Here is a 25,765-nt window from a genome sequence, read left to right on the forward strand (position 1 = left end):
TAGGGATTTATGCGACTGTCTCTTCGAACAAAAACCATAATCGGAATAGCATTTACCGCACTGCTATTGCTTTTGGTACTTGTTGTGACCGTATTTAATCAACTTAACGAGTTGGTTGACAATAGCGTAAAGAAATCAGCCGATACGTCTGTTGCTCTATTTGTATCAACCACTAAAAATGCTTTCCTTAGCTACGACTTATCGTCTTTAGAAGCGGATGTTGCTGAAATATTGACAAACCCCAATATTGCCTATGTCAGAGTTAAAGATAAAGAAGGCAGAATTTATGTAGAAAATGGAGAACCCACGGCCATTTCCCGTCCGTTTCGCGAAGACAATACTGTCGCGACCGCCAGCGATGGCATTTACGATACCCGCGCACCAATAATGGTGAATACTACACTGTATGGCTTTGTGGAAATCGGGCTGAACATTGCATCGGTCACTGAATCTGTCTCTAGAGCGAGAAATTGGACACTCACAATTGCTGCGTTTGAGTTAGTTCTTGTCGGATTATGCTCCTACTTTCTTGGTTCGTACTTAATGTCTCAGCTTGTCCGCCTTCACGAAGGTGCAAAACATCTTGGCGAGGCCGTTGACAAGAATAACTATCAAGATGTGTTTATTAGTGTGCGAGGGAATGACGAACTCAGTGAACTTGCTGAAGCATTCAATCAGCTAGTTGATAAGCTCAAAGAAGAGAACGAGCAACGACAACGCGCGCAAGATGATTTAAAAGACCTTAACGCGTTACTTGAAGTCAAAGTGCAAGACAGGACAGCACAGTTAAATCAACGAAATGTTCAGCTAGAAAACGCCAATCGAGATCTTAAAGAAACCCAAGTTCAATTACTCCAAGCTGAAAAAATGGCATCTGTTGGCCAACTAGCCGCAGGTGTCGCCCATGAAATCAACAACCCAGTCGGGTTTGTGAGCAGTAATATTTCAACACTTTGTGAATACGTTGCTACGTATCAAATGCTCTTTACGCAACTTGAGGTTATTAGTAACACTCAAGATGAAGATCAACAGCGTAAAGCACTAACAGAATTTAAGTCGCTTCTTACAAAACACGATATGACATTTATCAACGATGACATAACTGACTTGCTAAACGATTCTAAAGAAGGGCTGCAACGGGTTGCCGATATTGTAAAAGGCTTAAAGCTCTTTTCCCGTGTTGATAGTGATGAAATGCAACAACACAGCTTAAATGATTGTGTACGCACCACCCTTGCCATGGTTAACAACCAACTTAAGTATACTTGTAATGTAGAAACGCATCTTGGCAACATTCCAGATATTGCTATGAATGTAGGCAAAATTTCACAGGTTATTACCAATTTGCTTATTAATGCAGGGCAAGCCATAGAAAGCACCGGCCAACACGGCACAATAACTATCACTACTGAAACGGTGGGCGAATTTGTGAAGTTGTATGTTAAAGACACGGGTTGTGGAATTCAGCCCTGTCATTTGGACAAGCTGTTTAATCCGTTTTTTACCACAAAACCAGAAGGACAAGGTACAGGCTTGGGACTGTCAATTTCATTTGGTATTGCACAAGAGCACGGCGGCACGCTATCAGCATCTAGCAAAGAAGGAGAAGGCAGTTGCTTTGAACTAGCCCTTCCACTCGTGCAACCGGTTTCACCACCTAGTGATGAGAAAGACAAAACATGAGCCCTATGTCTTCGATAGGTACGCCCCAAAAGAGATTAGTTTTTAAGGATAAATGTTTATGACTGAGCCTAGCACAGAAAACAAGGTGACTTACACGGTCCTATTTGTAGACGATGAGCCCAACATCCTTCGTGCCATCAAGCGCGCGCTTTTTACAATGGATATTACATTGTTGTTAGCTGAAAGTGGCGCAAAAGCGTTGGAGCTTCTAGAAAAAAATGAAGTTCATGTGGTTATTTCAGACATGAAGATGCCGCAAATGTCAGGCGCAGAATTGTTAGAGCAAGTCGCCATTAATTACCCTGAGACATTTCGTGTGGTGTTAACCGGCTATGCTGATATTGAATCAACAATTAAGGCAGTAAACCAAGGTAAAATACATCGCTACTTACAAAAACCTTGGGATAACCAAGAATTGGTGGCTGCGGTAGAAGAAGGGTTAGAGCGCGTAAAACTTAAAGCGGAAAACGAACGCTTACAAAAACTAACTCGTCTTCAAAATAAAAAGCTTAAAGACGTCAACTCATCCCTTGAACAAATGGTTCACAAGCGTACGCGTCAAATAAAGGCTGCACTGAATAAAATTGAAAAGCATAATTTAGCTATGGAGCAGGTGCTATTTAACGTTATCAGTATTAACCCACACATTAATGGTAAATTCGCAATAGAAGTAAGTGAATTGGCGACAAAATTAGCGCGCACGGCGAAACTAGAAAAAGACGAGATAAAACAAATTCGTTATGCGGGCCTTATTTGTGAATTAGGGCTATTAGGGCTTGAAACTGAAGACTTTCTTGGACCGTTCGCTAAGCTGAAGTATCAGCAACAGCAAAACTATTTATCACAGACCAAACAAGCCGCCCTGATACTTGCACCAGCCCATGAATTGCATGCTGTTTCAGACATTATTGAATTTCAATTTGAGCACTATAATGGTTCCGGTCTAAATAAGAAGGTGGCAAAAGAAATCCCCGTAGGATCTCGCATTATCGCAATTGCACGGGATTTTTGGCGTTTAGTAACAGGCAGAATGACGGGGGCTGAGATGAGCCCTCGAGACGCTAAAATAGAAATGAAAAAGCACAGAAATACCCGTTACGACGCGGAATTTTTGGACTTGTTATTAGCATCAGACGATATATCAACGTCTAAATTGCTGCACGCCTCGCTAAAAGCATCACAACTTAAGTCAGGCATGGTGTTATCGCAAAACTTGTATAACGATAGCCATATTCTTATTCTGCCCGAAGGGCATGTTTTCTCAGAAGCGACTATTCAGAAACTTATTAAATTTGAAAAGGAACGCGGAAAAGCATTCAGTATTCAGGTAGAGCCAGAAGAAGTTGTTGATTCACCTGAAGATTCATAAAGTCGTTATTTTACATAGCGCCTTTTATTTGTCTTACGCCATCCCCATGATTGAAATAGATGAAATGACGACCGGTATCATCCGGTCTAGTCAATCACTAACAGTTTTCTATGGCACATTATCTTAAAGAGATACCGTTTCACTTATGTTAAGTTAGACTTATAGTTAAGTGATAACGCGGCTCGCCTAAACGACTCTAAAGGCTCTATTTATGACACATTTTGATTATATCTGTATTGGTGGTGGAAGCGGCGGTATCGCATCAGCCAATCGCGCAGCAAAACACGGTAAGAAAGCAGCAATTATTGAAGCAAGTGACATAGGTGGAACCTGTGTAAACGTGGGCTGTGTACCTAAAAAAGCCATGTGGTACGGCGCACAAGTTGCTGAAGCCATCCATCGTTATGCACCTGAATATGGGTTCGATATTTCAGTCAATCACTTTAGTTGGGATAGCTTAATTGCTAGTCGACAAGCCTATATTGAGCGTATTCACGCGTCGTATGACCGCGTGCTTACTGCAAACGATGTCACACTTATCCGCGGTTTTGCAAAGTTTGTTGATAACAATACCGTCGAAGTTGATGGTGTTCAGTACACTGCTGACCATATCACCATTGCTGTGGGTGGCCGCCCTATCATTCCAGATATTGAAGGCGCACAATACGGCATAGATTCGAACGGTTTTTTTGCACTTAAAGAGCAGCCCAAACGCGCGGTTGTGGTGGGTGCAGGCTATATTGGCGTTGAGTTAGCAGGCGTGTTACATGCTCTGGGCACTGAATCGCATCTAGTAGTTCGAAAGCACGCGCCACTTCGCAACTTTGACCCGCTTATTCACGAAACCTTGGTTGACATGATCCATGCAGAAGGCTGCAAACTGCATAATCATACCAGTGTCGAGAAAGTAGAAAAGGCAGACGACGGCGAGCTTTCTGTCTTCCTCACAAATGGGGAAGTGCTTAAGGCTGACTGCCTTATTTGGGCCATTGGTCGCGAACCATCGACTGACAAAATTGATATTGAAAACACCGATGTTGAGTTAAACGATAACGGTACCGTTAAGGTAGATAAGTACCAAAACACAACGGCGAATAACATTTATGCGGTGGGCGATATAACCGGAGAAGCTGAGTTAACTCCTGTTGCGGTTAAAGCTGGCCGCCTATTAAGCGAACGCTTGTTCAATGGGCAAAAAGAGGCCCACATGGATTACACCAACATTCCTACTGTCGTGTTTAGCCACCCTCCAATCGGCACAATTGGTTTAACGGAGCCTGAGGCCATTGAGGAATATGGCGAAGATAATATCAAAGTCTACACATCGAGTTTTGCGTCTATGTACACCGCAGTTACGCGCCATCGTCAGATGACAAAAATGAAGTTGGTATGTGCCGGTAAAGATGAAAAAGTAGTTGGCCTGCACGGTATCGGTCATGGCATGGACGAAATACTTCAAGGTTTTGCTGTTGCTATAAAAATGGGAGCGACAAAAGCAGACTTCGATGCATGCGTAGCCATTCACCCCACCAGCGCAGAAGAATTCGTTACTATGACAGGTTAGTGTAGATAACACTTTACCTTTAACTATATGAAATGTGGCTGCTTAATGTTAAAGCAGCCTCTTCACTTCCCTGTCCCACTCCCACAGACATCGCATTTCATTACCGTAAACCTTCTACAAACCATCTCTTGTTCTCGCCTTAATTTGAGCAAAAAGTATACTTGTTGCATTTGCGTATTACTTGTATCGTGTCTCATCGCGTTTTCTTCAAATTGAGTGGTAATGAAAAAAAGAGTTGCAGTTAAACACCTTGTCGTTGGTATGTATGTAGTGCAAGTGACAAAGTCAACTGGCGCAGCCGTAATGACATCAAAAGGTATTATCAAGCATCAAGCCGCAATAGAAAAACTCAAAGCCCTTGGTGTTAAAGAAGTAGAAATAGACACCAGTAAAAGCCTGCTAACGTCACCATCGCAACCATCAATAACGCAAAATCAACCAGAGAATCAACAATTAGATACGCCACCAACCAAAGAAAAGAAGTCCACACCATTATCGTCAGAAATAGTCCGGGCAGAATCTCTGTATACCAATGCCAAGGCGGTGTTGGGCGATACATTTAATAGCGTAAAGAATGGCGGTATTGTTGACCTCGCCCCTTATGAAAAAATTGCAGAAGCGTTTTTTGAGTCCATTTTCAGAAATCAAGACGCCCTATTATGCATGACCAAAATGCAAGACAAAGACACCTATCTACTTACGCATTCGCTAAATGTGGCCATTCTTCTAGCGGTATTTTCCATTCATTTAGGGCACAGTGAATCACTGGGTAAAAAACTCACCCTTGCGGGCTTGCTGCACGATTTAGGCAAGTGCAAAGTGCCCGAAGACATTTTACTCAAGCAAGGAAAGCTTACTCGTGATGAATTTGAGCAAATGAAGCGACACACGACTTATGGCGCTGAGATACTTGAATCAATGGACGTGGACGATCTCACAAAGCAAATAGCATTACAGCATCACGAACGGTTATCTGGAAAAGGCTATCCTCATGGTTTAATTGCCCATCAATTAAACCAATACGTAGGAATGAGCAGTATTGCTGACTCCTTCGATGCTATAACCGCCGAGCGCGTGTATAAACCAGCCTTAACCTCTGTTGAAGCATTAAAAATATTGCGAGATTCTGGTAGTGCCGAATACGATGGGGAACTATTGAACAGCTTTGTTCGGGCTATTGGCTTATATTCGATTGGTACTGTTGTACTGATGAAAAGTCACAAACTGGCTATTGTGACAGATACAAACTACGACGAGCCATTAAAACCTCAACTTACTGCGTTTTACCACACTAAATTCAAACATCACATTGAGCCCAAAATAATAACCCTGCAATCAGCAAGAGAAAACGATTCAATAGTAAAAATCGTCAACCCTGCTGATTATCAACTGGACATAAACGCAATTATCAACCGTCTTATTATTGATAGGTACAGATAGCGATAAGTTCAGGCAGCGTTACGTTTTAACGCACCTTAAAAAAACTCCACATCCTGATAAATTGGGTCGTCGTCTTGGGCGTTATTGCTTTGTGTTTTGGAATCGGCTTGCGATTCAAGCTGCGGCCCTAATCGAGCAAGCACCGCCTGCAAGGTATCGTCTACGGTCTGAATTTCTGCTACTTCGTCTCGTGCCTCTAATTGACTTTCAATTAGCTGCATAAAGAAGGCTTCCTGCGCTTCAGTCATTTCGAGCATGTGGAAACTGTCTTGAATAGATTCAGAAACGTGCTTTGCAACCCTCACTTTTTCTTGCGCTTGGCTTATCACGATCTGACGAATTTGGTTAATAACGCTACTAATGTCAGCATGTGTTGCACTAAGTGCTTGCTGCTGCCTTAAGGTGTTAAAGCGTGCATTGATTGCAGGTACAAGCTTCGCGCCCATATCCAGTATTGCATCATGAATAACAGGGTCTTCACGGGCTACGTGTTTAATAAGTAATGACACGTCGGTATCGTTGAGCATTAAACGCTTTCCAAAGCGATAAATACGGCCTTGGTCGTGTAATACTGTGAAGACCTTTTCGGTGGTTTCATCACAAAATGACATGTCGGTGTCATAGCTTGTGGTGCCATTTTCATCGCGATATTGAATGGCGGCATGTACGCCATTAAAACGCAACGTCGTTAAGATGTTTTTCGACATAGCATGAATGTCGTTACAGGCATTTAACGCTGAAACAATTTCCATACCCGTACCGTAGATAGCCGCTTGACTGAGCGCAGTTTGCGCCACTTCTCGCGTGTCGGCGTTATCTGCCCGCATCTGGTTCATTATTTCAATTTGATGCTTAACGCCAATTACAGTTTCGGTGAAAGATAGAACGTTGTAGGGCTTCGTTATGTAATGCGATACACCAGCGTTAAAGGCTTCTCGCAACGTATCGTCACTGCCTTCATCAGACACCACGATCACCACAGGTAATGCCATAGGTTGCGAGGCATCCAGCTGCTCGCAAAAAATTGAGGCTTTCGTTTTTCCGATTTTCCAATCAGTTATAACAATACTAATGTCGTGCTCTTGTATGCTGGTCACTGCTTCTAGCATATTTGAGGCAGTGTGCACGGTGAAGTGTTCTCCAAACGCTAGCTCGTATATTTCCGTTTGGGTACTGTCTTGTTCAACAATTAACAAGTCCATGTCGATCATCCACTCAATATAGGTTAAAACACTACGTCGCAACCTGTGTTGCGTACGCCTATTAAAAAGCTAGCTGATTTAATCTGAAATGCTAATTTGTACAAGTTAAAAATAGACGAGCGCCATAAATTTAATGTTTTAGCGCCAGACCGCGCGGTCGTGCGATTAGCTTTACGCAATAAATCTTAACAATATGTCACAATCATTGAGTTGTTATGCCATAACAAATAATGTGTAAAAAACAGTCAAACAATAATTACATTCAGGGAAAATCATGTTTACTACGTCAAAACGCCTCGTCGCAGCTGCGATAACGGGGGCCTTGTATCTTTGTGCCTCGCCAGGCGCTCTGTCACAATCATCTACTGAAAATACTACAGAAGCGAATAGTGCGTGGGATGTTACTAACCCACCCTATAAATTGAACGAAGTCACTATTAACACTAACGAAACTACGTGGTCTAGCTTAGATGTAGCGCCCAGTGGCGATTTCATGGTGTTTGATATGTTGGGCGATTTATATAAAGTCGATATCAAAGGCGGTAATGCTACGCCACTTACCCAAGACTTCGCGTGGAATATACACCCTGCCATTTCTCCCGATGGGAAAAAAGTCGCCTTTGTTTCTGACAGAAATGGGCTTAGTAACGTATGGGTAATGAACATCGATGGCACGAATCTTCGCCAAATAACGCAAGAAAAAAGTAACCTTATTCACTCGCCCAAATGGAGCCCAGACGGCGAATATCTTGTCGTAACCAAGGGCATCATGTCTAGCCGTAGTATTCCGGCGGGGGAAATTTGGATGTATCACCACGGTGGTGGTGAGGGCCTTAAAATTAAAGAGCGCAAACATGGTAAACGGGATCAGCAAAACATTGCCGACCCTGTTTTTTCCCATGACGGCAAATACATCTACTTTACTGAAAACACGGTACCAGGCAGCCGCTTTGAGTATAACCGTGACCCGCTTAAAGGCATTTTCGCTATAACACGTTACGAGCGAGAAACAGGTAAAGAAACACGCTATATCAGTGGAACGGGTGGCGCAGTTGTTCCTACACCGTCTCCAGATGGTAAATACATCGCTTTTATCCGCAGGGTAAAAGATAAAACCGCACTATTTTTGAAAGACATTGCAACCGGTGTAGAAACGCCACTTACCCTTGAGCTTGAACGCGATATGCAAGAAGGCTTTGGTTCTGAGGGCTACTTTGCCTATTTTGACTGGATGCCAGATAGCTCAAAGATTGTGTATTGGACCGGTGGTAAATTTAACGTTATCGATATCAAAGATAAGACCACATCCACAATCAATATTAACGTTGAAGCCACCGTACAATATGCCGATGCCCTTCGCTTTGATGTTGATGTCGCCCCTGATGAATTTGACGTGAGAATGATACGCTGGTCGCAACTGTCGCCAGACGGTAAAACTGCGCTATTCCAAGCACTTGGTAAGCTTTACGTGCGCGATATGAAATCAGGTAAGGTGAGCCGATTAACCAAGCAGAATGAACACGATGAGTTTTATCCGCGTTTTTCAAACGACGGTAAGTCCATTGTGTATACCACGTGGAATGATAAAGACCTAGGCAGCGTGCGCGTTGTATCTGCACGGGGTGGAAAAGGGAAAGTAATTTCTACGCAACCAGGACATTACATTGAGCCCGCGTTTTCCGTAGACGGTGAAAAAGTGGTATTCCGTAAATTCACAGGTGGTTACTTACTTGATCCAAAATACTCAATGGAACCCGGTATCTACGTTGCCAACCTCAAGACATCAAAAGTCAGCAAAGTATCAGATGGCGGCTACAACGCCCACTTCGCAGGCGATGATCAACGCGTGTATTTTACAGAATCTGCCAATGGCAAAGATTATTATGAAACACAATTGTCCAGCGTTAACCTAAACGGCAATGACAAGCGAACTCACCTTTATGGGAAAGATAAAGTAAGCGAGTACAAGCTATCTCATGATAAGAAATGGGTTGCTTTTGTTTATCAATTTAAGACCTATGTCGCGCCCTTTGTCGAAAATGGCAAGAAGATAACCATTGGGCCTAAAATGAAATCATTGCCGGTCACTCAACTTTCAAACAGAGCGGGTGAGTATCTTACATGGTCGCCAGATAATACGCGCCTTAGCTGGTTTAATGGACCTACGCTGTTTATGCGCAGCCTTGAAGAGGCATTCGCTTTCGTTGAGGGTGCACCTGAAGTCTTGCCAGAGCCTGTAACACAGGGCATTGATTTGTCTTTCTCGACAGCTGCAGATAAGCCATCAGGCTATAAAGCATTGGTTGGAGGCACAGTTGTGACCATGCGCGACGCCGACAACATCCAAGAAATTATCGAAGACGGCGTAGTACTAATTAAAGACAACCGAATTGAAGCCGTAGGTAAGCGGGGTGACATTCGTATTCCAGATGACACTATGCAGATTGATACCAGCGGCAAAACGATCATTCCTGGCTTAGTGGATGCGCACGCGCACGGTTCGCAAGGACGTAACGAAATCATTCCTCAGCAAAACTGGACACAGTATTCGAATGTGTCGTTTGGAGTGACCACTATTCATGACCCATCAAACGACACCACTGAAATTTTTGCCGCTTCAGAATTACAGCGCAAAGGTAAAATTGTTGCACCACGCATCTATTCTACAGGCACTATTTTGTACGGTGCCGAAGGCTTGGGATACAAAGCGATTATCAAAGACTATGACGATGCTTATTTCCATGTAGAACGATTAAAAGAAGCTGGTGCCATTTCTGTTAAAAGCTATAACCAACCTCGCCGAGACCAACGCCAGCAAGTATTATGGGCTGCGAAGAATCAAGGCATGATGGTAGTACCTGAAGGCGGCGGCAAACTTCAGCAGAATTTAACCATGCTTGTGGACGGACATACCGGACTAGAACATAGCATTCCTGTTGAAAAGGGCTACAGTGACGTTACGCAATTGTGGAAAGCCACAGAGTTTGGTTACACGCCCACTTTCGTTGTGTCGTATGGCGGTATGATGGGTGAAGAGTACTGGTACGATAAAACCGAAGTATGGAAAAACCCGCGCTTGCTTCGTTATACCCCGTCGACCATTTTGGACAAGCGTGCCATTCGCAGACCTAGCGCACCGGAAGATCAATACAACCATCAAAACGTTGCCAGCTATGCGAAGGAACTTCGCGATAATGGTGTAAGCGTGCATATAGGTGCGCACGGACAACGAGAAGGTTTAGCAGCGCATTGGGAACTTTGGATAATGGCCCAAGGCGGCTTTACACCATGGGAAGCATTGCGAGGCGGCACAATCGACGGCGCGAAGCACCTGGGTATGGGCAAGGATATTGGCAGTATCGAGAAAGGTAAACTTGCCGACCTTGTGGTTATTGATGGTGACGTACTAAGTGACATCAGAAAAAGTGAGTTTGTTGAATACACCGTGCTCAACGGTCGCGTATACGAATCGGCCACTATGAACGAGGTGGGCAGTAAAAAGCAGCGTCAGCCGTTCTTTTTCGAGCAAGACAACGCTACGTTTATGCCGCAGCAAACTGCTGACGACGTAGAAGCGAAAGCCCATCACTACCATTGGGAACACTAAATAAGTGACAAGCCACACCACCGTATAACGGTGTTGCAACTTGTAACAAATAATAGCCAGTGGAAAGCACTTTCTACTGGCTTTTTTGTACTATCAAACCGCTATTTTTGCTATGTTAATACTGCAATCTGTTGTCACTTAACTGGCCCGCCAGCTCTTTGTGTGTTGCTTAATGAAACTCAAATTCATGTAGCTACTAATAGGATGTAAGACGCACAATGAACGCAAACTCCCCTCGCTTTGAAAACAAAAAACACAGCACGCTTTGGCGAGAAAGTATCGCACCTTTTTCAGTACTATTGTTGATGCTAACGGCCTGGTGGGCGTTTTTACATTACTCACCTTTTTTATCAACAACACAACCTAGCAACACAGCGAGCAATAACGAGTGGCTGTTTCTACTTGACGCACTTATTACCCCTCCCCTTGCTTGTTTGTTGTTAATAAAAGACAAGAAAAAGGCGCTTATCAAAGGCGTATTACTTGCGTCGCTAGCGCTTGTTGTAGGCAGTTATTTATTACCTAACGAACAACAGCACTGGCTACCTGCTTTAATGGATGCGCGATTTGTCGTGCTTGGACTAATGGTAGCGCTTGAAGTTATTACCATAATTAGCGTACTAACCCTTATTCGCACCGAGTTTAACGCTGGCACTGATTTAGATAGCGCAATTTTAAAGGGTGTTTCGTCGTTTATTCCTGAAGGTGTGGTGCAAAAAATAATGTGGTTTGAAGGCAGAATGTGGGCATGCCTGCTTATGTCAAAAACGCTGGCATCACTGCCATTAAAAGGCGACCAGCACTTTTCCTACTGGCAAAAAGACGGTACGCACACCAATGCACTGGGGTTTATTTTCGTTATCGCAATTGAGATCCCAGTTGTGCATGTGCTACTACATTTCATATGGTCACCCTTTGCGGCAAATGTTGTCACTGCTTTGTCTGTATTTAGCTTAATTTTTGTAATAGCAGAGCGTAACGCCATGAAGTTAAGACCTATTTCGCTTTTGTTACATAGCGAACAGCACTCACCCCAATTGGTTATTCGCTATGGCCTTAGCAACCCTATTACCGTGCCAGTGAGTGAGATCGCAAGCATTTCGCTACATAATACCTATGTGAAGCGCGCAGCACATATCAAGCGCTTTAATTATTCTGGCGTGCCTAACATAAAAATTTCGCTAAAAGATAAAGGCCAAAAAATTACTGAATATTACCTAGGGGTAGATGCACCAGAGCGCTTTATTGCAGCCCTAGAACATAGCAAAAAAGATTAACCTTAAGTGAATTCACACACGAAAAAGGGCCTTTATTTAAAGGCCCTTTTAAACAGCTAGGTTACAGTGTGAATGACTTAACGGTTTCTACCGTACTGCTCGTGCGATGATACCCAGTCAGATGAACTGATAGCTGATGCTAACGAGATCTCACCCGCTAACACAACTGAAGCCACAATTTCTGCAAATTTATAAACGCGGTCACGCCCATAACAGTCAAGTAACTCAAGACACTCGCGCTGCGTACCTATTCCTGTACCGCCACCATACGTTGCGACAATGAGTGATGGAATAGTTATAGATACATACAAATCGCCTTCTTCTGTTAGCTCTGAGTACATCATAGCGGCAGACGATTCAGACACGTTTGCAACGTCTTGTCCTGTAGCAATGAACATGGCAGTAATACCATTTGGTGAATGTAGACCGGTATTATTTACACCAGACAAAAATGAGCCCACACCCGCTACACGTCCGTGGTAGTCAATTTGCTTTGGCTCCACCCGCATAACTTCAAGAAGGTGTTCGCGCTTAATGGTCGCTTCTGCAGTAACGCGTTTACCGCGTGTACGCATAATATTAATTTGCGATGCTTTTTTGTCGGTTGCAAAGTTAGACTCTAGGTAGAAATTCTCGATGCCTTCGTAATGGTCTAAAATCCAGCCACAGGCTGCAAATGTTGCACGTCCAACCATGTTTTGACCCGCGGCATCACCCGTTCTAAAGTTAAAACGCAAGAACGCGAATTTATTAGAAAGGAAGTGGTCAATATAAGTGAGCTTTGCCACGCTTGACGTTGCTTCCGCTTCCTCTTTTATCTTATCGAAATTCTCTTTTACCCATTTCACAAAGTCACGAGCGCCACGGGCATTATCAAAAATGAAAACTGGGGCTCGCTGCATGGCATCATCTACTACCGTAGCCGTTACGCCGCCGCTCATGTTAAGCAATTTCATGCCGCGATTGTAAGACGCAACCAAGGTGCCTTCTGTGGTGGCTAATGGTACAACAAACTCACCATTTGCATGCTCACCGTTAATTTTCAGGGGCCCTGCAATACCAATCGGCACCTGTGCGACACCGATAAAATGTTCAATGTTGCCTTTAAGTTCTTGTGGATCGATAGAGTATTGACCCACATGATTAATTTTCTTGTCGGTCGCGCTTTCGAAATATTCTTGACGTGTTTTTATAATTGACTCGCCATAGTCATCCATATCATCACGCGGAATAAACGCACTGCGCTCACCTGCCGCGGTAATATTATCTTCTACTTCAAACTTTAATTTTCCGAACGGTGAGGCCGAGAAGCAAATACCAAGCTTGCGCTTTTCAGGGCACGGCGCTTCATCAATATCAAGATGCACCGTAATAGTTTGACGTAGACCAAATGGCTTACCTTCAGACTTGTTAAGTTCTTCTACGGAAATGCACGTATCGCTTGAAAGTTGTAGCGATATTTTATGGTCTGGAATTTTTTCTCCATCCAATGAAATCCATTTCAACTCTTTTATTGTGGCGTCTTTTAATCTGTTTTTAAGAGAAAATGACACCCCTTTATCAGTCTTTGAAAGACTTGCTCTAGTGTATAGTTGTTTTAAGAGTATGCTGGGTACAAACATGTATCTTCCTTCTTATTAGTGCATTCTTACCGTTTTTTTTCACATTCCTTTGCTTTTTATAGCACATTCTTTAGACACTTCTATGACTATTTATCAACCGTGTTTATTTTAGTTGTGATAAATCAACTATCGTTTTTGAGCCAACCACTTTCACAATTGCACCATCCTCTGACTTTCAAATAGTTCTAATTTTGCTAACTATTGTACTTTTCTGTTAGTGGAAAGATTCTAAATTAGGGACGGCTTCCGACAAACTTATTGCCAATTAAAGAGTGCGCGACTGTAGCTCGAGTAATGTTTGTTTCGCTAATTAGAATTAAGGCAGTACTTTCTAACCTACGCACAAAGATTGTGCGTTGCGGCATCTCATCGCTCGACAACGTCATACTATTAGTGCTCGCGATCAACTACTTGTTAAACTGATTTAACTTTGAATTTTATCGGTTAGCGTTCTCAACACATAGTCATGATTAATTAGTCTAACCGAGAGTTGTATAGGAAGTTAGGGGCGATTCAGCATCAGATAAAAACGGTAAAGATGCGTTTGTCATCTTGGTTAAGCGTTAAAGATACAGAGCGGTCTATCACCTTAAGACTGAGAAAGTTCCTCTGATTTAAACAACCTGCTATCGTGTTGGAAGAAAAGAAAAAAACAGCCTAATCAGCGATTGGTGTACTTGGGAGTTGAATTCGCGTCTGAAAATGTTTGCTATTCTACCGAGGTCAATTGAAGTAAATATTTAGTTTGCTATTTCTAAAAATCTATTTCGCAAACTTAGGTTGACCAAATTGTTCGAAGCCCAATCTTTGCCCAAAATAACATCACAAACCCGATTAATCTCAGGTTGTACAATCAGATAGTATTGGCCTTTCAGAATTGAGTTTTCTACATTTATTCTATATGCCCTAGCTGAGGAAATACGGTTAGAGGATTCAATTTCAATGTAGACAAACTCTTCGCTTTTCAAGGCTTTCACTTTTTCCATCGCTGTAAATATTGCTTTATCATCTATGTACGAGTGCGAAGACCCTGTGTCAACACATACAATTCTCTCCTCAAACTTTAAGGAGGCCAATTGTAACTCTGCTACAAAAAAGATGTTCCCAGCCCAATAGAATAGTTCTTTCGACGTTACAGCAGTGATTGGCTGTTTGAAATTTATTACTTCAGATTGATACAAATATTGCTGACCCAAAACATACTCTTCGTTTTCTGTAAAAACGAGCCCGTCTTCGATTGCATAATTAGCATCAAACATTTCCGCTTGAAATGAACTCAGCTTCACCTTACCTTCATTAACTGTAAGTTTCTTGGTACCATAGAAGGCACCGGTGTCAATTGAATAATATTGATTTTTTATAGTGACTCCCAAACCTTCAATTTCACCCTCGTAGCGGCTTTTAAGTCTGCGTTTGTGACTACGAATCCTTTTTGTGTTAGATAAAATTTCCCTGGTCATAGCAATACTATTGCTAAACGCTTTTCTAGCCTCTGGTCTTAATTTTTTTGCTTCGCTTTCTAATAACTTAAGGTAAGAATAAGCTTCGTTATGATTTCCAATTAGAAGACTTGTGCTCAAAAAGTCTTTCAATAGCCCTATTCTGGAAGGTAGGTCTTCAGGTAAACAGTTAAGACTTATACCGTTACCAGAAGTCTGCAGTAGAACACTGTGTACATGCGAAACTACACAGGTGCCGAATGACTTCTCTATGTAAGAATTCTCTAAGATTCTATTTGTCGCAACCTCAGCATCAACTGTTTCACAAAGCGCGCTTACGCTGAATATTGATAGAATCAGCGCCAATAAGTAAAAGGGCTTCTCTAAAATATTTTTCAACTTCATTTTCTTGTTCTATTATTTTTAAAAACTCTATTTCTGCATTGAGTGATTTCGTAATCTCAGATAATGATAGTTTATCCGCTGGGAGCATCTCCTTGTGTAAAAACTCTTTGAGTTCAGACATTTTGATTTTATTTTTTAGTAATACAAAAGCAAACACACTTGCCAAGATTTCCTCTCTTTCATAAGAGACTGAGAACCCCGGATTTTCTATTAAATGAAGATAGTGAAAAGCCTCGTGTAGAGTGGTAAACATAGCGTATAGATGAAAACGGGAATTTGATTCATAATATTTTTTTCTAAAAACATTTTTACTTGTAGCGAAAACCAAACGGTTACGCTCTATTTTATTTCTGATATAAAAATTTTCTTCATCTAAATAATAGAGCTCAGCTTCTACTGGAAGCTTAATATTGAGAGTTGGCGGTTCTTCTTCAAAAGCTATACACTGCGTTTCTCGAGTTTCAAAAACACTTACTCGTATAGATTCGATGTTATAAACACACCTAGCAGTAGTTCCCTTTTTCAAATCGCTATAGCTTTTTTCCTGGAGTGACATATTATCAAGTGACACTTGGCTGTACGTTGTATTCCTACCTAAAAAACTTTCTACAACAAACAAGCTGAGTGTGCCATTCGGTTTTGGATAGGTCGGGTAAATAGAACACCCGACGATTAGTCCTGCCAAAATAATCAGGACTATACACCTAAAAGAGGATAGGAGTTGCATTGCTGCTTTAGTCTCGTCTATTTATGATTTAGTACAAATAAACTGATTTTCACCAGCTTCATCAGTACAAATATGATATTCAGTTGCAACAGCGATCACATTATTGTCATAAACGACTGTCGTTTTTGATGACCCTTGACCAAAATACGTAGTCTCTCGATTTAATTCTATCGCAATTTTATCAGCTGAGTCTTTATATGCAGAAGCCCATTGTTTAAATGAGTTTGAATCCGCGAGATAAAACCTGTTCCCAGAGCGTGTCACCGAGAAATTTCTTGTAGCTAGCAAGTAGTTCCCGTCACTTAACGAAACCTTAGCTCTTGAAGCTACTGTTTGTGAATTTTGACCTTCTACCTCTATGTAGAATGAATCTGGATCAAATGAATCCCAATCAGATTCGGAAATAACGCCTGCAGAAGCAAGTGCATAGGAGATGGGAGCAAGAAGTTCGTCGATAAGGTTGGCACCGTCACCAGCTGAACCTTCAACTTCGACTAGGACAGGGCCTTCTTCATATTTTGCTCTACCAGTTATTTGGCACCCCGAAAGCGAGGCCATAGAACAACACAACAAAAACAAAACACTCTTTTTTAGTAACATTTAAATTTCCTTTTTAATTTACAGCGACAACTCCTATCGTCTCTAAGGTTAATCTAAGTGAATTTATAAACCAACTCATTTTTTAAGATAATACTCAAACTTTCCATTTCTTATACAGTAACGTAGGGATTCTAGTAATAGTTGAAAACCGGGTAAGCCTTTGTTGTTTCATAATTTTTTTACACCCCCAAATCTTATGTAAGTTTCTGTCTTTCACTACATGGGCGTAGGTACAATGAGCCTGGATAGAAAGACCTAATTTAAAAAGTGGTGCTCTTTATTACTGTAAAGGCGACAAATAGCTTAGCGTACGATGTAGAACCATTTATTTTCCTACAGTGTATCCGCTATAGAATTGTGAAAGCCCAGCATGACGCTGGGCTTTCAAAATATACAAAACGCGAATTACAAAATAAAGCGCGATAGGTCTTCGTTATCTACCAGTGTCTCTAAGTGAGAATTCACATAGTCAGCATCAATCACAAAGCTCTCGCCGCTTTTTTCAGAAGCATCAAACGAAATATCTTCCATTAAGCGCTCTAGCACCGTGTGCAAACGACGAGCACCAATGTTCTCAGTGCGTTCGTTAACTTGCCATGCAGCTTCAGCAATGCGCTGAATACCAGAATCATCAAAGCTAATGTCCACACCCTCGGTTTTCATTAGTGCAATGTATTGCTGTGTAAGCGATGCATTTGGCTCGGTAAGAATGCGCTTGAAGTCGCCAACTTTAAGTGCTGCAAGTTCAACGCGAATAGGTAAACGACCTTGTAGTTCTGGAATAAGATCAGACGGCTTACTCATTTGGAATGCGCCTGATGCAATAAACAAAATGTGGTCGGTTTTTACCATGCCGTGCTTAGTCGATACCGTCGAACCTTCTACCAAAGGCAGTAAGTCACGCTGAACACCTTCACGCGACACATCGCCCGACGTATTGCCTTCGCGCTTACAAATTTTGTCAATTTCATCGATAAACACAATACCGTGCTGCTCTACCGACTCAATGGCTTTTTCTTTTAAGTCTTCTTGATTTACTAGGCGTGCAGCCTCTTCTTCAACCAATAGCTTAAACGCATCTTTAATTTTCAGCTTCTTCTTTTTCTTTTGCGAACCAGACAAGTTTTGGAACATGCCCTGAAGCTGATTGGTCATTTCTTCCATGCCTGGAGGCGCCATAATTTCAACGCCCACCTGCGGCTGTGCCACATCAATTTCAATTTCTTTGTCGTCTAGGTCGCCCTGACGAAGCTTTTTACGAAATGCTTGGCGCGTGCCGCGATCTTCAACGTCTTCTTTATTTCCCCACGCGTCTTCTGGCGGTGGAATAAGCACGTCAAGAATGCGATCTTCCGCAGCTTCTTCTGCGCGAAATTTCACTTTCTTCATTTCGTTTTCTTTCGTCATTTTTACGGCAATATCGGCCAAATCACGAATGATGGTTTCAACTTCTTTGCCCACATAGCCCACTTCGGTGAACTTGGTGGCTTCTACCTTGATAAAAGGAGCATTAGCCAGCTTAGCAAGACGACGTGCAATTTCGGTTTTACCCACACCCGTAGGACCAATCATAAGAATGTTTTTAGGTGTGACTTCTTGGCGCAGCTCTGGCTCAAGCTGCATGCGACGCCAGCGGTTACGCAGTGCAATAGATACCGCACGCTTTGCATCTTGCTGACCAATGATATGGCGGTCTAGCTCGTGAACAATTTCTCTTGGTGTCATTTCAGACATGAATAAACCCTTTTCTAACAAGTGCATTGTGCGCGTAAGTTAATAACAAGAATGCGAGCGCACACAGCAGATAACGACATGTTGTTGCGTTTAAGCAGCGTCGTTACTTAGTAATCTAGTACATCAATAGTTTGGCTATGGTTGGTAAATACGCAAATATCACCAGCAATAGTTAACGATTTTTCAGCAATTTCTTTTGCACTTAACTCAGTGTTATTAAGCAAGGCAGTAGCGGCAGCTTGTGCGTAGTTACCACCAGAACCAATGGCAATAAGGTCTTGTTCGGGCTGCACTACATCGCCGTTTCCGGTAATAATAAATGATGCCGTTTCATCGGCCACAGCCAGTAAAGCTTCAAGCTTTCGAAGCATGCGATCGGTTCGCCAGTCTTTGGCAAGTTCAACGGCGGCTTTGGTCAAATGCCCTTGGTGCGCTTCAAGCTTAGCTTCAAAACGTTCAAATAGCGTGAAGGCATCGGCAGTGCCACCAGCAAAGCCAGCCAGTATTTTGTCGTGGTATAAACGGCGCACTTTGCGTGCATTACCTTTCATTACGGTATTGCCTAGTGATACTTGGCCATCGCCCGCCATCACTACTTGATTTCCACGTCGTACAGATACAATCGTTGTCACGTTAATTCCCCGTTTAGCTGGGCGCTGCCGCGTTTAAATTGCTTTAAAGGCAACAGCGTATAAATTCAATAACAATTAAAGTGGGGTAAGGCTGGTTAATTTCAAGGGTATTACCTAATTAAGTGCATACCGCGTAAACAGTAAAAAAGTGTATGTGCGGTAAAACACATTGAACAGGTAACGCATAACGCGCATACTTCAGCGTGAATAACCGTTCAAAAACACATGGAGTAGTAATGAAGTATCAAGGACGAATTCAGCATTGGGACGATGCTAAAGGGTTTGGTTTTGTCGAGCCCAACGGAGGCGGCACCCGCGCTTTTGCCCATATAAAGGCCTTTTCCAACCGCTCTAGACGGCCCGTCAATGGCGATATCATTGTGTATGAGCTGAAAAAAGACAACAAAGGTAGTTATCAAGCACACAATATCAACTTATTAAAAGATTATAAGGCCAAGCGGATAACGTCTGCTAAGCACACGGCTAAAAACAAGTTTACTACTGTCTTTCTAACGTGTTTCGCCATAGCGCTGGCACTTTTGACCTTCTTCAATAGGTTACCCGCCACCCTAATTTTTGCGTATTGTGCAATAAGCGGTGTAACGTTTTTGCTCTATGCCATCGACAAGTCAGCGGCAGAGAAAAACCGCTGGCGAATATCTGAAGCAAAGCTGCATTTTTTCGGCTTTATCGGCGGCTGGCCAGGCGCACTAGTGGCGCAGCACGTATTTAAGCACAAGCGCAGTAAAGCTGAGTTTATGCGAGTCTATTGGGCCCTTGTACTGCTAAACCTTACTGCCCTTGGACTTGTTGCTTTTAACATCATCGATATCCCTGCATTACCTAACGGCGCGTTAACGTCACTGTTTAATCGCTAACGGTAAATAGCGCATAGGCGGTGACAACACTTGTTACAAATCATAGTTGCCGCCAGCGTTGTTATATCGCGTAATAGCAAACGTTTACGGTTCACCTTGAGATTAATAGTATGCAACTTCAACGCGCCGGTGGCATAGCTGCAATTATATGTGCCCTCACTTATCTTTTTGGCTTTGTACTTTTCTTTGGGCTGCTAGATGCGCCTTCAGATAGCTCTAACAAAGGTCACCTTCACTTTTTAATCTCACAACGAGATACCTTCTTTCTTGGGTATATTGTGATAGGCATTGTGTTTAGTTTGAGTTTGCTACTACTCAATCAATCTCTTGAGGCGCGTTTTAAATCGAGTATGCCTAATTTTGCGAAATATACCGGCGCGCTGGGTCACATTTGGGCTACCTTTGTACTGGCAAGCACTTTTATTTTCTTAGTTAGCTTGCCCTTTTTAGCCAACTTCGCCGATACCGACGAAGACAGCGCGGTAGTGGTACTTAAGAGTGTGGATATCGTAGTTGATGCACTTGGCGGTGGCATAGAATTACTCGGCGCCATATGGGTGCTGATATTAAGCTTTATGGGTATAAAGGCCAATGTTTATACAAAAGCACTTCACGTCATTGGTGTTGCGGTAGGTATTGCCGGTATATTAACCCTGTTTTCCGGTTTATCTTTGTTAACTGGAAACATGGTATTTGAAGCCTCTACGGCGATTTTTGGTTTAGGACAGATTGTCTGGTTTGTGTGGTTGGGTATTGCAATGGTTAGCGCTAAGCAATAAGCACTGTGCGCAACAAAGAACAACAATCTCTAATTGGGGTTGCGAAGCATTGGTGTCTATACTAAAAAATACGGATAACAAAAATTATAGGCAGCAATACATTGCGTTACTTCGTATTTTTCTCAGTATTTATTTCCAGCCTTTGTGGGGCGGCATGTTTATTTAGCAGCACCGCATTTGCGAATACGAATGAACGCCCCATTGTAGTCTCAGCGGCTTACTGGAAAGAGTTTACCAACAGAGACAATACCGGCGTGTACTTCGAACTGCTTGACGAGGTATTCGACGGTTATACAATTCACTATCAAACCAGCACTTACCCCCGCGCACTGAATCAGTTCAAACAGCATAAAGCCGATGTTATGGTTGGTGTATATCAACACGACTTACCCGACGCGGTTTATGCCACGTGGATTTTAGATACTGACCTGCCTATTCATATTTTTTATCGACCCGATTCGCCACCTTCAGATAATCTCGACGAGATTTTTGTAGGAAAGCAAGTTGCTTGGCGAAAGGGCTACGGCTTTGATTCGCTATTTCCTAATATTGAAAGCGCGTACCCACTAGACACAATAGAAGCAGGGTTTGAACTTGTGTTAAATCGGCGTCTCGATTATATGCTCGATTACGACATTAATTACTTGGAGGCATACCATGGCCGAATTCACCACAAAGCCATACGAGAAGGAGACAAGTTATATTTGGCATTTAAGAATACCCCACGCGGTAAGGCGCTTGCTGCGCACTTTGACGCCACAATGCCACTTTTAAGAGATAGCGGCAAACTCGAAGAAATATATGGTTCGCATTATGCTCGCTCAGGGTTAGCTGAGTTTGCAGTACTTACGCCAAGCGGCATCGACTAACAGATAGGACTAAAGAGCTGCGACTAACGAGCTGGGAATAACAGTTCACAACGTCAATTAACGATATGACAGTTGATAAGATTCAATTTTAAACCCGTAAGCGCTTTCGGCACCTTTCAGCACTAACGTACCTTTTCGAGGCAAGCGTTTGAATTCTTCTGCGGCTAGGCACAGTCTGTCATGAGACAAGGTTTTGGTATCCTCAAGCAGCACTTTGTAGCGACAATGCTTTGCAGCATCCCCTTTTCGATACTTCACTTTATGCTCTGCCACATGAGAAGCAGAAACGCTATGCAGTAGATAGGGCAACGTATCATCCACTAAGAACAAACTAAAGAGCGCACCCAGTAAGGGCATTGTCACTATGGATATTTTACCGCGCACACTGCTATTTAATTGCTGTAGTTGTAGCTTATCGACATAGAGCGAGGTGTACCATAGCCACCCTACCAATAGGGTTAGTGCATATATTGCCCACGAGGAGTTATCCAACCAACGATTTGCCACACTAAAGTCGGTGAAAAGCGTCATTATTGGCCCGAGGAATAACACAAGTATTATGATGTCACAGCATCGAGTGACAACATGTCGCTCTGACCATTTGGGCTTGACTAGAGGTTTGTCGCTATCCTCACCTTCTATCTGTTCGCCCTTATACATTTCTGCGGATGATTTCTTTTGTGCAAGTGCAGCTTGCGCCGCCGCGTAACGGTCTGGATAAGCGCGTTGATCGATATTCTCCAGCACATCTTCAAGGTCCTCTACACTATAACGCGAATAGTCAGGACCTTGCTCGACACTGCCGGCATTGTGCGTACGGCTATTCATTTTTACGTCCTTTTTATTATTCCTTTTTGCTATTCCTTTTTGCTTTGGGGTGCGTTTCTGCCGGCTTATTTAGGTGAACAGTGACCTATAAGTTCCAGTACCAAATCTGGCACGTTGCTATATTCACTTTGCGCAGGCTATGTTTTGCTTTTTCAGCGTCGCGTTTAGACTCAAACGGACCTAATATCACTCTAAACCAATCGCCATTACTTCCTGTACTGTGACGTATTAGCGCTTCTAACCCTTGAAACGCAATTTTCGCTTTCATTTCTTCAGCCTGTGCACGGGTTCTAAATGATGCGCACTGCATTAAGTAGCGTTTGTCTGACTTTTCTTGTTCTTTTACTTCAACCTCTACCTCGTAGCCAGGTAGGGTTTTAATGTATTCCCATTCTTCTTCAGGTAATTCTGGTAGAGCTTCTTCTGTAGGTGCAACAGGGCGAGCTGCTTGTGTATCAACGTCTTCTTCCACATTGTCTTTGATAGACCATAAGAACGCGCCAAAACCAATAACAAGCGCAAACACGCCAACTAAACGGATAATAGGTAGTTTGGGAGAAGCAGACGAATTCATCTGTGCGTTAGCCGCAGGTTTTTTACCTTGGCTTACAGGTTTCTTTTTTTGTGTAGAGCGTCCACGAGAGACATAATCGCGTTGGGCCATAGTTGGCAAAATTCCTACTTGTTATCGTTTTTCGTTGTCGTAAGAAACGTCGTATACCAATTAAAATAATGTAAAACGAAGTTAGCTATACAAGCGATGCGCACTATCGCTGATAAAAATTCTATCGCATTGCTGCGCAACAAGCTAACTGAAATCAGTTGGATCGATATCAACTGACCAGCGTACTTTCGTCGCCTGTGGCAACGCCTGTAAAAAGGGCAGCGCGAGTCTTAATGCACTGTGCAGTGGCGCGCGTTTTTCATGGCTGCACACCAACATAAATCGAAAACGCCCTTGTCGTTTCTCAATTAAACAAGGAAACGGACCATTCATTTCAATTGCCTGCTGTTGTGAGAAAATTGCTTTGCTGCCTTGTAAGAAACGATACGCCAGTGCGCTGTCAGTTGCTTCCGCTCGAATAACAAACTGGCTGATAAAAGGCGGCAACCTAGCCGCTTTACGCTCCATTAATGCATGACGCGCGAAATGCCCATAACCATTGTGCACCAAGTCTTGCAGTAACGGATGTTGAGGGTTATGGGTCTGAAACCACATTTCTCCTGGTTTACTGGCACGCCCCGCTCTACCCGCCAGCTGGGTTACCAACTGCGCAAGTTTTTCAGGCGCACGAAAATCTGCGCTAAATAAAGCGCCATCACAATCAAGCACAGCCACCAAGGTAACGTGAGGAAAGTGATGTCCTTTAGACAAGATTTGAGTACCTATTAATAGTTGGTACTCGCGCTTGTTTATCGCGTCTAGCGTTTGATGAAGTTTATCTTTGCCACGAACAGTATCGCTGTCTATGCGTACTTGTTTTACCCCAGGAAACAGTGAGGCTAAACCTTGCTCAACCTGCTCTGTGCCCGTACCTGCAGTGACTAGCTCGCTGCTATGACACGCTTCGCAATTATTTGGCATTGCGCGAGTGCTGCTACAGTGGTGGCACTGCAAACGATTCTGCGCCTTGTGCACGGTATAGGGCCTGTCGCATCGCTTACACATTACCGTCTCACCGCAATGGTGACAGAGCATTGCTGGGGCATAGCCTCGCCTGTTTACAAACACCAACACTTGGTTTCCCGTTGTTATGTGCTGACGCATAATGGTAAGTAGACCTTGCGAAATGCCGTAATGAATGGGTTGATCGCGCGCATCAAGCACATGCTGATGCGTACTTGATGCGCCACCTGCTCGTTTCGTTAGCTGAAGATGTGCGTAGCGATTACTAAGCGCATTATTGAGGGTTTCAAGCGCTGGTGTTGCACTGCCTAACAATAACGGTATGTTATGCTGTTTTGCACGCATCGCTGCAAGGTCGCGGGCGTGATAGCGCAGACCATCCTGCTGCTTAAACGATTCATCATGCTCTTCGTCTACAATGATCATGCCTGGGTGTTTGAGCGGCGTAAAAATGGCAGACCGCGTTCCTATGATAATACCCAGTTCACCCGCACGTGCGCGCTGCCAAACATGCAAACGCGCTTTATCAGGTACTTGTGAATGCAATACGCCCACTTCAATACCAAAACGTTTTTCAAAACGCGCAACCGTTTGCGGGGTCAACCCAATTTCGGGCACCAGTATGAGTACTTGCTTGCCCTCTTTTAACAATGGCTCAATGGCCTGCAAGTAAACTTCCGTTTTACCACTTCCGGTCACACCTTCAAGTAAGCTAACAGCAAAACTGCCGTGCTGACGATTGAGCGCCGCAATAGCAACCGACTGTTCGGTATCAGGCACAGGCTTCTCACCTATGTGCAGTGTAGAAAGCCATCCATGCTCGATGAAGGTGGGAACCATGGCATCAAGCGTCACCATTCCTTTATCAATTAGTGCCTTTACCGCGGGCGCGCCATATAACTTTCTAGCTTGAGAAGCGTGTAGTTGTGACTTTAAAAGCGCTTCAAAACATGCTTTTTGCTTAGGGGCTCGGGATAGTGTATCTGCACTCTCAGCACGCCCTTGTTCGCTTAATACCAACATTTCCTGTGCTGTAGGGTCAGGAGATTCACCTTTTCGCAACAGTACCGGTAGCATGGCGTGTAATACTTCGCCCGGCGCGTGGTGATAGTATTGCCATAGCCACTGCGCCATTTTAAGCAGTACATCATCAATGATGGGCCTATCATCAATGACATCTTCAATAGGCTTTAATTTTTCAACATTTTCCACATGCGCTTCTTGCACTGTACCTACAACCACACCAACGAGTTTACGTGGCCCAAAGGGCACCACCACCCGCACGCCTTTATCTAGTGATGCGATATGCGTGTAAGTGAATAGTTGTCTTAATGGTGCAGGTACTGCGACTTGAATAAATGCCATAGTGGATTTTTGTCAGCCTTTTGAAACACGTGTTACAAGCAACCGCTGATGATACAGGTTGCCCTGCTCATTCGCCATACAAAAACCGCTTGATCAATACACGGCCTTCCTTTATTAT

General features: G+C 43.2%; 19 protein-coding genes. 9 read left to right on the plus strand and 10 right to left on the minus strand.

Annotated elements, in window-relative coordinates:
* Positions 1–9: 9 nt before the first annotated feature.
* The 4 genes from JN178_RS17600 (at position 10) to JN178_RS17615 (ending at position 6,056) form a co-directional block, all read left to right on the plus strand.
* Positions 10–1,683 (plus strand): ATP-binding protein, encoded by a 1,674-nt coding sequence (locus JN178_RS17600; RefSeq protein ID WP_202262637.1) that lies wholly within the window; start codon positions 10–12, stop codon positions 1,681–1,683.
* Positions 1,684–1,741: 58 nt separating this feature from the next.
* Positions 1,742–3,052: a response regulator gene (locus JN178_RS17605; protein ID WP_202262638.1), complete on the plus strand. Its 1,311-nt coding sequence runs from the start codon at positions 1,742–1,744 to the stop codon at positions 3,050–3,052.
* 211 nt (positions 3,053–3,263) lie between these two features.
* A complete protein-coding gene (gene gorA / locus JN178_RS17610; protein WP_202262639.1) occupies positions 3,264–4,616 on the plus strand; it encodes a glutathione-disulfide reductase in 1,353 nt (450 codons plus the stop codon).
* 222 nt (positions 4,617–4,838) lie between these two features.
* Positions 4,839–6,056, plus strand: coding sequence for an HD-GYP domain-containing protein (locus JN178_RS17615; RefSeq protein WP_202262640.1), 1,218 nt, complete (start codon positions 4,839–4,841; stop codon positions 6,054–6,056).
* Positions 6,057–6,091: 35 nt separating this feature from the next.
* On the opposite strand, the gene JN178_RS17620 is transcribed toward JN178_RS17615, so the two are convergent.
* Positions 6,092–7,258, minus strand: a complete 1,167-nt coding sequence (locus JN178_RS17620) for a response regulator (RefSeq protein ID WP_202262641.1) — start codon at positions 7,256–7,258, stop codon at positions 6,092–6,094.
* A gap of 274 nt (positions 7,259–7,532) precedes the next feature.
* Between JN178_RS17620 and JN178_RS17625 the strand changes: the two genes are divergently transcribed.
* Positions 7,533–10,865 (plus strand): amidohydrolase family protein, encoded by a 3,333-nt coding sequence (locus JN178_RS17625; protein ID WP_202262642.1) that lies wholly within the window; start codon positions 7,533–7,535, stop codon positions 10,863–10,865.
* A gap of 218 nt (positions 10,866–11,083) precedes the next feature.
* Positions 11,084–12,142, plus strand: a complete 1,059-nt coding sequence (locus JN178_RS17630) for a hypothetical protein (protein ID WP_202262643.1) — start codon at positions 11,084–11,086, stop codon at positions 12,140–12,142.
* A 77-nt stretch (positions 12,143–12,219) separates the two neighbouring features.
* Here the strand turns inward: JN178_RS17630 and JN178_RS17635 are convergent, their stop codons facing one another.
* From JN178_RS17635 to hslV, 6 genes are all read right to left on the minus strand, one after another.
* Positions 12,220–13,764, minus strand: a complete 1,545-nt coding sequence (locus tag JN178_RS17635) for a hydroxymethylglutaryl-CoA reductase (RefSeq protein WP_202262644.1) — start codon at positions 13,762–13,764, stop codon at positions 12,220–12,222.
* A 740-nt stretch (positions 13,765–14,504) separates the two neighbouring features.
* The gene (locus tag JN178_RS17640) at positions 14,505–15,608 is read right to left on the minus strand and encodes a hypothetical protein (RefSeq protein WP_202262645.1); all 1,104 of its coding nucleotides are present in this window, start codon (positions 15,606–15,608) and stop codon (positions 14,505–14,507) included.
* A complete protein-coding gene (locus tag JN178_RS17645) occupies positions 15,526–16,227 on the minus strand; it encodes a hypothetical protein (RefSeq protein WP_202262646.1) in 702 nt (233 codons plus the stop codon). The genes JN178_RS17640 and JN178_RS17645 overlap by 83 nt, the downstream gene beginning before the upstream one ends.
* 129 nt (positions 16,228–16,356) lie before the next feature.
* A complete protein-coding gene (locus JN178_RS17650) occupies positions 16,357–16,935 on the minus strand; it encodes a hypothetical protein (protein WP_202262647.1) in 579 nt (192 codons plus the stop codon).
* A 405-nt stretch (positions 16,936–17,340) separates the two neighbouring features.
* The gene (gene hslU / locus JN178_RS17655) at positions 17,341–18,669 is read right to left on the minus strand and encodes an HslU--HslV peptidase ATPase subunit (RefSeq protein ID WP_202262648.1); all 1,329 of its coding nucleotides are present in this window, start codon (positions 18,667–18,669) and stop codon (positions 17,341–17,343) included.
* Between the two features lie 107 nt (positions 18,670–18,776).
* Positions 18,777–19,301 (minus strand): ATP-dependent protease subunit HslV, encoded by a 525-nt coding sequence (hslV, locus tag JN178_RS17660; RefSeq protein WP_159627529.1) that lies wholly within the window; start codon positions 19,299–19,301, stop codon positions 18,777–18,779.
* A gap of 236 nt (positions 19,302–19,537) precedes the next feature.
* Here hslV and JN178_RS17665 point away from each other — a divergent pair, with 236 nt between their 5' ends.
* The 3 genes from JN178_RS17665 to JN178_RS17675 all read left to right on the plus strand — a co-directional run bounded on the left by JN178_RS17665 (position 19,538) and on the right by JN178_RS17675 (position 21,827).
* Positions 19,538–20,179, plus strand: coding sequence for a DUF1294 domain-containing protein (locus tag JN178_RS17665; protein WP_202262649.1), 642 nt, complete (start codon positions 19,538–19,540; stop codon positions 20,177–20,179).
* Positions 20,180–20,289: 110 nt separating this feature from the next.
* On the plus strand, positions 20,290–20,958 hold the full coding sequence (locus JN178_RS17670) for a DUF4386 family protein (RefSeq protein ID WP_202262650.1): 669 nt from the start codon (positions 20,290–20,292) through the stop codon (positions 20,956–20,958).
* 101 nt (positions 20,959–21,059) lie between these two features.
* Complete coding sequence (locus JN178_RS17675; RefSeq protein ID WP_202262651.1) at positions 21,060–21,827, plus strand: substrate-binding periplasmic protein; 768 nt, start codon at positions 21,060–21,062, stop codon at positions 21,825–21,827.
* Positions 21,828–21,884: 57 nt separating this feature from the next.
* Here the strand turns inward: JN178_RS17675 and JN178_RS17680 are convergent, their stop codons facing one another.
* The 3 genes from JN178_RS17680 to priA form a co-directional block, all read right to left on the minus strand.
* The gene (locus JN178_RS17680; protein WP_202262652.1) at positions 21,885–22,655 is read right to left on the minus strand and encodes a hypothetical protein; all 771 of its coding nucleotides are present in this window, start codon (positions 22,653–22,655) and stop codon (positions 21,885–21,887) included.
* A gap of 85 nt (positions 22,656–22,740) precedes the next feature.
* Positions 22,741–23,319 (minus strand): SPOR domain-containing protein, encoded by a 579-nt coding sequence (locus tag JN178_RS17685; protein ID WP_202262653.1) that lies wholly within the window; start codon positions 23,317–23,319, stop codon positions 22,741–22,743.
* 144 nt (positions 23,320–23,463) lie between these two features.
* Complete coding sequence (gene priA / locus JN178_RS17690; protein WP_202262654.1) at positions 23,464–25,647, minus strand: primosomal protein N'; 2,184 nt, start codon at positions 25,645–25,647, stop codon at positions 23,464–23,466.
* Between the last annotated feature and the right edge of the window lie 118 nt (positions 25,648–25,765).

Source organism: Alteromonas sp. KC3 (assembly GCF_016756315.1).
Lineage (GTDB): Bacteria > Pseudomonadota > Gammaproteobacteria > Enterobacterales > Alteromonadaceae > Alteromonas.